The sequence below is a fragment of the Komagataeibacter ossonobensis genome, assembly GCF_057359305.1.
This window is the reverse complement of the sequence record NZ_JBXAYQ010000071.1, coordinates 1-8,465: the sequence shown is the minus strand read 5'-3', so window position 1 is coordinate 8,465 and position 8,465 is coordinate 1. Positions and strand designations below refer to the sequence as shown.

8 protein-coding genes and 2 tRNA genes are annotated in these 8,465 nt (G+C 60.8%); 3 read left to right on the top strand and 7 right to left on the bottom strand.

Annotated features, from left to right (window positions below; all coding sequences use genetic code 11):
* Window positions 1-320: 320 nt before the first annotated feature.
* From atpC to AC1RQ9_RS18025, 7 genes are all read right to left on the bottom strand, one after another.
* Window positions 321-746: an ATP synthase F1 subunit epsilon gene (atpC, locus tag AC1RQ9_RS18055; RefSeq protein WP_485987998.1), complete on the bottom strand. Its 426-nt coding sequence runs from the start codon at window positions 744-746 to the stop codon at window positions 321-323.
* 31 nt (window positions 747-777) lie between these two features.
* On the bottom strand, window positions 778-2,253 hold the full coding sequence (gene atpD / locus AC1RQ9_RS18050; RefSeq protein ID WP_141261241.1) for a F0F1 ATP synthase subunit beta: 1,476 nt from the start codon (window positions 2,251-2,253) through the stop codon (window positions 778-780).
* A 32-nt stretch (window positions 2,254-2,285) separates the two neighbouring features.
* A complete protein-coding gene (locus AC1RQ9_RS18045) occupies window positions 2,286-3,167 on the bottom strand; it encodes a F0F1 ATP synthase subunit gamma (RefSeq protein WP_485987996.1) in 882 nt (293 codons plus the stop codon).
* Between the two features lie 16 nt (window positions 3,168-3,183).
* Complete coding sequence (gene atpA / locus AC1RQ9_RS18040) at window positions 3,184-4,722, bottom strand: F0F1 ATP synthase subunit alpha (protein ID WP_193733464.1); 1,539 nt, start codon at window positions 4,720-4,722, stop codon at window positions 3,184-3,186.
* Window positions 4,722-5,318 carry an ATP synthase F1 subunit delta gene (gene atpH, locus AC1RQ9_RS18035; protein ID WP_029329624.1) on the bottom strand — a complete coding sequence of 199 codons (597 nt, stop codon included), beginning with the start codon at window positions 5,316-5,318 and terminating at the stop codon, window positions 4,722-4,724. Before atpH ends, atpA begins: the two co-directional genes overlap by 1 nt.
* A 303-nt stretch (window positions 5,319-5,621) precedes the next feature.
* Window positions 5,622-7,046, bottom strand: a complete 1,425-nt coding sequence (locus AC1RQ9_RS18030; RefSeq protein ID WP_485988001.1) for an MFS transporter — start codon at window positions 7,044-7,046, stop codon at window positions 5,622-5,624.
* Between the two features lie 101 nt (window positions 7,047-7,147).
* A tRNA-Gly gene (locus AC1RQ9_RS18025) sits at window positions 7,148-7,221 on the bottom strand.
* Between the two features lie 226 nt (window positions 7,222-7,447).
* Between AC1RQ9_RS18025 and AC1RQ9_RS18020 the strand changes: the two genes are divergently transcribed.
* The 3 genes from AC1RQ9_RS18020 (at window position 7,448) to nusG (ending at window position 8,392) form a co-directional block, all read left to right on the top strand.
* Window positions 7,448-7,524, top strand: a tRNA-Trp gene (locus AC1RQ9_RS18020).
* Between the two features lie 134 nt (window positions 7,525-7,658).
* A complete protein-coding gene (secE, locus tag AC1RQ9_RS18015) occupies window positions 7,659-7,853 on the top strand; it encodes a preprotein translocase subunit SecE (protein WP_007397644.1) in 195 nt (64 codons plus the stop codon).
* A gap of 8 nt (window positions 7,854-7,861) precedes the next feature.
* A complete protein-coding gene (gene nusG / locus AC1RQ9_RS18010) occupies window positions 7,862-8,392 on the top strand; it encodes a transcription termination/antitermination protein NusG (RefSeq protein WP_010508943.1) in 531 nt (176 codons plus the stop codon).
* The last annotated feature ends 73 nt before the right edge of the window (window positions 8,393-8,465 follow it).

Genomic DNA, 8,465 nt, shown 5'->3' with positions numbered 1-8,465 from the left:
TTCAAAAGCTTTTTTATGATTGCTGGCTGTTTTCTGGGCTGACTTTTCAAACAGTCTCCCAGACTGTTTTGTAGGTCGCTATTTCACAGAGCTTCATATGAAACAGCCCAAAGATACCGGGGGCTTTTGGTGACATTTTTTACGGGGATCTGAAAAACGTCGCCGTTAAAAAAGACGATATCCGGGCATGTCTGTATTTTTATCAAGGGATCGTTTTCAAATCCCCCCTGAAAGACAGGCATAAAAAAAGCGCCCCTGTATGGGGCGCTTTTTCGCAGGTCCGTCATGATCCCGCCCCGGTTACGGGGCGGAATAGACCATTAGATGGACATGGCCGGAACGGCGGACTGTCCGGCTTCGATCTCGGCACGGGCTGACTGGATCTTGTCCATGAGGATATCAAGCGCGGGCACGTTCATCTTGTCCGCTTCCTCATAGGATTTTTCCAGCGCGGCCAGACGTGCTTCCGCATCATCAACCGACACGTCTTCCACCTTCAGCGCCCGGTCGGCAAGGATGGTGCAGTGGGTCGGCGCGATATCGGCAAACCCACCCGCCACGAAGAAGCGATGCATCACGACATCACCTTCATATACATCAACCACACCACCGCGCAGTGTCAGCATAAGCGGTGCGTGTTCCGGCATTGCCGCAATGTCACCTTCCGACCCCGGCATGACGACCATATCGGCGTCATGCGCGAACAGCACCTTCTCCGGACTGACAATCTTGACCTTAATGGACATGGTCTATCTTCCTTGCGTCAGTGGGTCGGGTTCAGGCCGATTCCTTCATTTTCTCGGCCTTGGCCACCGCTTCCTCGATCGCACCGACCATGTAGAAAGCGCCTTCGGGCAGGTGGTCATATTCACCAGCCACGATCGCCTTGAACGAACGCACCGTATCTTCCAGCGACACCAGCTTGCCCGGCGCACCCGTGAACACTTCGGCCACGTGGAACGGCTGGGACAGGAAGCGCTGGATACGACGCGCACGCGCCACGATCAGCTTGTCGTCTTCCGACAGTTCATCCATGCCCAGGATGGCGATGATGTCCTGCAGGGACTTGTAGGTCTGCAGGATACGCTGCACGTCACGCGCCACCTGATAGTGCTCGTCACCAACGATCTTCGGATCGAGCGAACGGGACGTGGAATCCAGCGGGTCAACAGCCGGATAGATGCCCATTTCCGCGATGGAACGGTTCAGCACCGTGGTCGCATCAAGATGGGCGAAGGTCGCGGCAGGCGCCGGATCGGTCAGGTCATCGGCAGGGACGTAAACGGCCTGCACCGAAGTGATCGAACCCTTCTTGGTCGAGGTGATGCGTTCCTGCAGCGCGCCCATTTCCGTCGCCAGTGTCGGCTGGTAGCCCACGGCGGAGGGAATACGGCCCAGCAGCGCGGACACTTCGGCGCCAGCCTGCGTGAAACGGAAGATGTTATCGACGAAGAACAGCACGTCCTGCCCTTCGACATCACGGAAGTATTCCGCAACCGTCACACCGGACAGGGCAACACGGGCACGCGCACCCGGCGGCTCGTTCATCTGGCCATAGACCAGCGCCACCTTGGACCCTTCGGTCGAATCACCATCAAGCTTGATGACGCCCGCATCCTGCATTTCGTAATACAGGTCGTTACCTTCACGGGTACGTTCACCGACACCGGCAAAGACCGACACGCCGCCATGCGCCTTGGCGATGTTGTTGATCAGTTCCTGAATGATGACGGTCTTGCCCACGCCGGCACCACCGAACAGACCGACCTTACCGCCCTTGAGGTACGGGCACAGCAGGTCAACCACCTTGATGCCAGTGGGCAGGATTTCGGTTGCGGCGGCCTGCTCGTCAAACGCCGGGGCGGCGCGGTGGATCGGCGCGCGACCCTTGCACTGCACCGGGCCACGGTCATCGATCGGTTCGCCGATCACGTTCAGGATACGACCCAGCGTGCCCGGTCCGACCGGCACGGTGATCTGGCTGCCGGTGGCGGACACTTCCGCGCCGCGGCTCAGGCCGTCAGTGGTATCCATGGCAATGCAGCGGACTTCGTGTTCGCCGATTTCCTGCGCCACTTCCAGCACCAAGGTCTGGCCGTTCAGCTGAACGTGCAGTGCTTCAAGGATATGCGGCAGCGTACCCTCGAACTGAACGTCAACAACGGCGCCGCGGACCTGCGTCACGCGACCAACGACATTGCTTTTCTGCGCCTGCGTGGAGACAGGAGCCTCTTGAGTTGTGGTTTCCGACATGGGACAGCTCCTGTGAGCGTGAAGATCGATCCTCAGACAGCCTGGGCGCCCGAGATGATCTCGATCAGTTCATTGGTAATATTGGTCTGACGCGTACGGTTGTAGGTCAGGGTCAGACGGTCGATGGCCTTGCCAGCGTTCCGGGTCGCGTTATCCATCGCGGTCATCCGCGCGCCGTTTTCACCCGCTGCTGTTTCCAGCATGGTCGCGTACAGCTGGACCTGCAGGTTGCGTGGCAGCAGGCTGGACAGCATCGTGCCTTCGTCCGGCTCGAACTCATAGCTGGCGACGTCGGAATTTTCCGTGTTGTCGTTTTCCGGCAGCGCCAGCGGTACAAGCTGCATTTCCGTCGGCGTCTGGGTCATGACGTTGCGGAACTGGTTGTAAACCAGCGTGCAGACGTCGAATTCACCCTTTTCCAGCAGGGACGTAATCTGTTCACCCAGTTCCGTCGCGGACGAAAAGGGGATTTCCTTGCTGCCGGACAGATGACGGTGACCGATGATGAGGTCAGCGAAATCCCGTGACAGGAAATCATACGTCTTGCGCCCGACCGGCAGGATCTTGACCGTCTTGCCTTCCGCCTGGAGCCTGAGCACCAGGTTACGGGTCGTACGGTTGATGTTGGAATTGAATGCACCGGCCAGACCACGGTCGCTGGACATGGGGACAAGCAGATGCACCTTGTCCTGACCTGTTCCGGTCAGCAGCGCAGGCTGCCCGCCTTCGCCCGCCACGCTGCGCCCCACTTCGGCCAGCATGCGGCGCATTGCATCAGCATAGGGCCGTGCAGCCGCCGCGCGGGCTTCCGCCCGACGCAGCTTTGCCGCCGCCACCATCTTCATCGCGCTGGTGATCTTTCGCGTCGATTTGACGCTGCCGATCCGTGCGCGCAGTTCCTTCAGGGAAGCCATGGTTGCCCGATCTTCCTCAGTTGGCGAACTGACGGCCGAACGTCGTCAGGAAATCATTCAGACGGCTTTCGATATCCTTCGTCAGCTGACGCTGGGTACGGATCGATTCCAGAATGTCCTTGCCCGACGTGCGGACATCGTCCAGCAGGCGCTTTTCGTAAGTCGTCACCTGATCGACCGGCACGGCATCGATATAGCCACGTGTGCCGGCAAACAGGACGACAACCTGCTCTTCAACCGACAGGGGCGACGTTTCGGGCTGCTTCAGCAGCTCGACCAGACGCGCGCCACGGGCCAGCTGCTTCTGCGTGGCCGGATCCAGATCGGATGCGAACTGCGAGAACGCCGCCATTTCACGATACTGCGCCAGTTCCAGCTTGATCTTGCCGGCCACCTGTTTCATCGCCTTGATCTGCGCCGCCGAACCAACACGGGACACGGAACCACCGACGTTCACGGCGGGGCGGATGCCACGGTAGAACAGGTCGGTTTCAAGGAAGACCTGACCATCGGTGATGGAAATCACGTTGGTCGGGATGTAGGCGGACACGTCGCCAGACTGCGTCTCGATCACCGGCAGGGCGGTCAGGGAACCTGCGCCATACTTGTCGGACATTTTCGCCGCGCGTTCCAGCAGGCGTGAATGCAGGTAGAACACGTCACCCGGATACGCTTCACGTCCCGGCGGACGACGCAGCAGCAGCGACATCTGACGGTATGCGACGGCCTGCTTGGACAGGTCATCATACACGATCAGGGCATGCATGCCGTTATCACGGAAGTATTCACCCATGGAGCACGCGGCATACGGTGCAAGATACTGCATCGGTGCCGGGTCGGACGCGGTGGCGGCCACGACGATGGAATATTCCATCGCACCGGTTTCCTCCAGCGTGCGCACCAGCTGCGCAACCGTCGAACGCTTCTGCCCGATAGCGACATAGATGCAGTAAAGCGACTTCTTTTCGTCACCCAGGGCGTTGACGCTCTTCTGGTTGACGATGGTGTCGATCAGGATGGCGGTCTTGCCGGTCTGGCGGTCACCGATGATCAGTTCACGCTGGCCACGCCCGATGGGCACAAGCGCGTCAATGGCCTTGATGCCGGTCTGCATCGGCTCGCTGACGGACTGGCGCGGCATGATGCCGGGGGCCTTGATTTCCGCGCGCTTGCTGATGACTTCACCAACCAGCGGACCCTTGCCGTCGATCGGGTTGCCAAGGCCATCGACCACGCGGCCCAGCAGGGCCTTGCCGGTCGGGACTTCAACCACCTTGCCGGTGCGGGCGACGGTGTCGCCTTCGCGCATTGCGGTGTCATCACCGAAAATGACAACACCGACGTTATCATTCTCAAGGTTCAGGGCCATGCCCTGCTGGCCGCTGGCGGGGAAGTCCAGCATTTCGCCGGCTTCAACATTCTGCAGGCCGTAGACACGGGCAATGCCGTCACCCACCGACAGGATGGTACCTGTCTCGGCAACGTCAACGGCCTTGTCGAACGTAGCGATCTGCTGCTTGAGGATATCCGAAATCTCGGAGGGGCGGATTTCCATCACGCGGCTCCCTTCATGGCATGGTGCAGGCGGGTAAGGCGGGATCTGAGGCTGGTATCATACAGGCGGGCGCCAATGCGCACGACCAGACCGCCCAGCAGGGCCGCGTCAACACGCTCCTGGATATTGACTTTGGAATAGCCGGCCTCGGCAAGGCGGCTGCGAAGCTGGACACGCTGCAGATCGGTCAGGGGATGGGCGGACACGACATCCGCCACCACTTCCCCGCGCCGGGCCGCAGCGATAGCCGCCAGCGCGGCAAGAATTTCACGCAGGCGCGGGAAGCGGCGGTTATTCGCCACCACGCCAACAAAATCACGCATAAGGGGGCTGAAGCCTTCAGCCTCCAGCACGGCATCGACCGCCTTCCGGCTATCACGGATATCAAGCGTGCGATCCGTCAGCGCGGTGCGCAGGTCGGCATTGCCGTCAATCAGTCCGGCAAGGCTGGATGCCTGCTCCAGAACAGGGTCAAGCTGCTTGCGGTCAGCCGCAAGCTCATAGAGCGCCGTCGCATAACGACCGGGAAGGCCATTGGCAATGGAGGCGATCGGTATTGAGGTCGTTCCACCCGAATCCACTGTCCGCTTTTCCAATCCAGAATCTTGATTCAAACACAAGCCGCCTACCCGGAAACCTTGGCCCCGTGCGCTGCTGGCGCGGCTCTAGCACGCAGCGTAAGCGCACGCAACAGATCAGGCAGCCTGCCGGCATCGACCGACACCACTGAACCGCCCGTTTTCCCGCGCACGTGAACGCCCCCGCTACAGGTTGGCGGGATCATACATGCAGGACACCATTTCGGAAACAGGAAACCCGCGATTTTGTTGCGCCCTGGCACGGTTCCGGTGGCGGGATCATTAGGCATTGATATGCACAAAACGCATAGCAATGATGCATCAGTTTGAATCGAGCAGCGCCGCAACCTGCCGCGCGCTTTCCTTCGCCCGGATTCCGGTTGAAACCAGCCCCAGACCGGCAATCCCGACGGCCGCGATGGCCATGCACCACCAGACGACATGCGTGGCCTGGGGAAAGGCGTCCCACTGCACGCCACCGGCCCGCACGCTACCCGCACTCAGCGCACCGCCCAGCGCAATGCCCAGCAGCGCCCCCACCTGCCGGCTGGTGGACGCAATGGCCGCCGCCACCCCCGCCTGCGCGCGCGGCATGCCCGCAATGGCAGAATTGGTAATGGGCGCATTGCACATCCCGAACCCGCATCCGCACAGGCCGTAGGACACCAGCAGCAGCCAGAGCGGCGTATGCGCGTCCAGCCCGGTCAGCAGCAGCGCGCTGGTCCCGAATCCGACAGCCGAGATCAGCAACGGCAGCCGCGCGCCGTACCGACCCGTCAGCCGCCCCGACAGCGGCGCGCATGTCATGCTGCCAAAGGCGAAGGGCAACGTGCACAGACCGGCCTGCAGCGCGGGCAGGCCACGCACATCCTGCAGATAGAGGGTATTGAGGAACAGGAACGCACTGAAAATGGCAAAGGCCAGCACTGCCGTCACGATCGCGCCGGAAAAAGGCCATGCCCGGAAAAACCGCAGGTCGATCAGGGGGGAGGCCGTCCGCCGTTCCACGATGATGAACCCCAGGACCGACAGCGCACCGAAACCGAGGAATCCGGAAATAGTGGGGGAAGACCAGCCGTAATTATGGGCCTCGATCAACCCGGACGTGACCATGGCCAGCGCCACGATGGCCAGAAGCTGCCCCGGCGCATCAATGCTGCGCCCGCGCCCGCCACGAGATTCGGGCACGAAACGCAGTGTCAGCACGATCGCGATCAGGCCAATGGGTACATTGACCCAGAAAACCGCCTGCCATCCCACCCAGTGCACCAGAATACCGCCGACCACCGGCCCCAGCGCAAGGGCCACGCCTGATGTCGCGCCCCAGATGCCGATCGCCTGCGCGCGGGCGCGGGGTTCCACATACACATTGGTCAGGATCGACAGCGCGACGGGATTGAGCATGGACCCGCCAATGCCCTGCACCGCACGGGCCATGACCAGCATTTCGACACTGCGCGCCATACCACACAGGGCAGACCCGCCACAGAACAGCCCGATCCCCAGCAGGAACATCCGCCGCCGCCCGAACCGGTCCGCCAGCGACCCCACCAGCAGCATGAGGCTGGCGACCATCAGGGTATAGGCATCCACCACCCATTGCAGGGTGGAAAAACTTCCATGCATTTCCGCGCGGATGGAAGGCAGCACGACGTTGACAACCGTCACGTCCATCATGACCAGCAGCAGGCTGAGACAGCACGTGCCCAGCACGATACGCGGGTGAATCGCGGAAGAACCGGTCATTGTCATGTAAAGTTACCCCTCCCCCTGCCGACAGCGCAGCCCGACGGCAACGAATCCGGCATTCCTGTCTGGCGATATATCTGTTTATTTCAAGGGGAGTATGGAGCGGGCGAAGGGAATCGAACCCTCCTCAGAAGCTTGGAAGGCTACTGCATTACCACTATGCTACGCCCGCTCATAAGGTCGGCAGAACCTATACCGTTTCCGCCATGCGCGTGGCAAGCCCATAAACCCATGGCGCGGGACAAACAGGTAAAACTTTCATTTTTATGCTCCACCCCCTTGACTTTCGACGCGAGTCATACTTTTTTCCGCTTCCTGTGCCGGGTTCGCATGGATGGCCCGAAACGGCGCGGCAATCGCCACGCCATGATGTTTCGGGTTGATGCAGGCGGCTTTGCAGGGGTGTAGCTCAATTGGCTAGAGCGCCGGTCTCCAAAACCGGAGGTTGCGGGTTCGAGACCCTCCACCCCTGCCATTTTCCGGTCGGGCATTACCCTTCCGGCCTGGCACCCGATGGGTCGGGCCACAATGGCCCGCACCGGTTCTTAGGCCCCGCACTGGCTGGAGCAGTCCGGTTGGTGCGCCGTGGCGTTGCAGGAAGGGTATTTCGTGTCGGTCAGTCCCGCGAAATTTGTTGAAGACGTCCGTGCCGAGGCCAGAAAGGTCACGTGGCCCACACGACGCGCCACCCTGATGACAACGGGTGCGGTCCTGGCCATGGCCGGTCTTGCATCGGTTTTCTTTTTCCTCGTCGACGAGGTGATCGGCCTTGCCGTACGGAAACTCTTCGGACTGGGAGGCTGAGTTCAGCCATGGCCAAGCGGTGGTATGTGATCCACGTCTATTCGGGCTTCGAGAAGAAGATAGCCCAGCACATCACGGAACAGGCCGCCCAGAAGGGCCTGGCCGATCATTTCGGTGAAATCCTTGTTCCATCGGAAGAAGTGACGGAAGTGCGCCGGGGCCAGAAGGTCAATTCGGAACGCAAGTTCTTCCCCGGTTACGTGCTGGTCAACATGGAACTGACCGATGAGGCATGGCACCTGGTCAAGGACACGCCCAAGGTCACCGGCTTCCTTGGCAGCAAGACCCGTCCCTCGCCCATTCCCAAGGTCGAGGCCGAACGGATCATGAAGCAGGCGCAGGAAGGCGTGGAACGCGTCCGTCCGTCCGTCACCTTCGAGATCGGCGAGCAGATCCGCGTGGCTGATGGTCCCTTCACCTCCTTCAACGGCACGATCGAGGAAGTGGATGAGGAACGTGGCCGCCTGAAGGTCAGCGTTTCCATCTTCGGCCGGTCCACGCCGGTGGATCTGGAATACAATCAGGTGGAGAAGGTCTGACCCTTCCCTACCTGACGACAAAGGCGCCTCCGGGCGCCTTTTTTATTGCCTGTGACAGACTGCAGATAATCAA

Coding starts and splice junctions, on each gene's coding strand:
- atpC (WP_485987998.1), bottom strand. CDS start 746: ATGTCCATTAAGGTCAAGATTGTCAGTCCGGAGAAGGTGCTGTTCGCG.
- atpD (WP_141261241.1), bottom strand. CDS start 2,253: ATGTCGGAAACCACAACTCAAGAGGCTCCTGTCTCCACGCAGGCGCAG.
- AC1RQ9_RS18045 (WP_485987996.1), bottom strand. CDS start 3,167: ATGGCTTCCCTGAAGGAACTGCGCGCACGGATCGGCAGCGTCAAATCG.
- atpA (WP_193733464.1), bottom strand. CDS start 4,722: ATGGAAATCCGCCCCTCCGAGATTTCGGATATCCTCAAGCAGCAGATC.
- AC1RQ9_RS18030 (WP_485988001.1), bottom strand. CDS start 7,046: ATGACCGGTTCTTCCGCGATTCACCCGCGTATCGTGCTGGGCACGTGC.
- nusG (WP_010508943.1), top strand. CDS start 7,862: ATGGCCAAGCGGTGGTATGTGATCCACGTCTATTCGGGCTTCGAGAAG.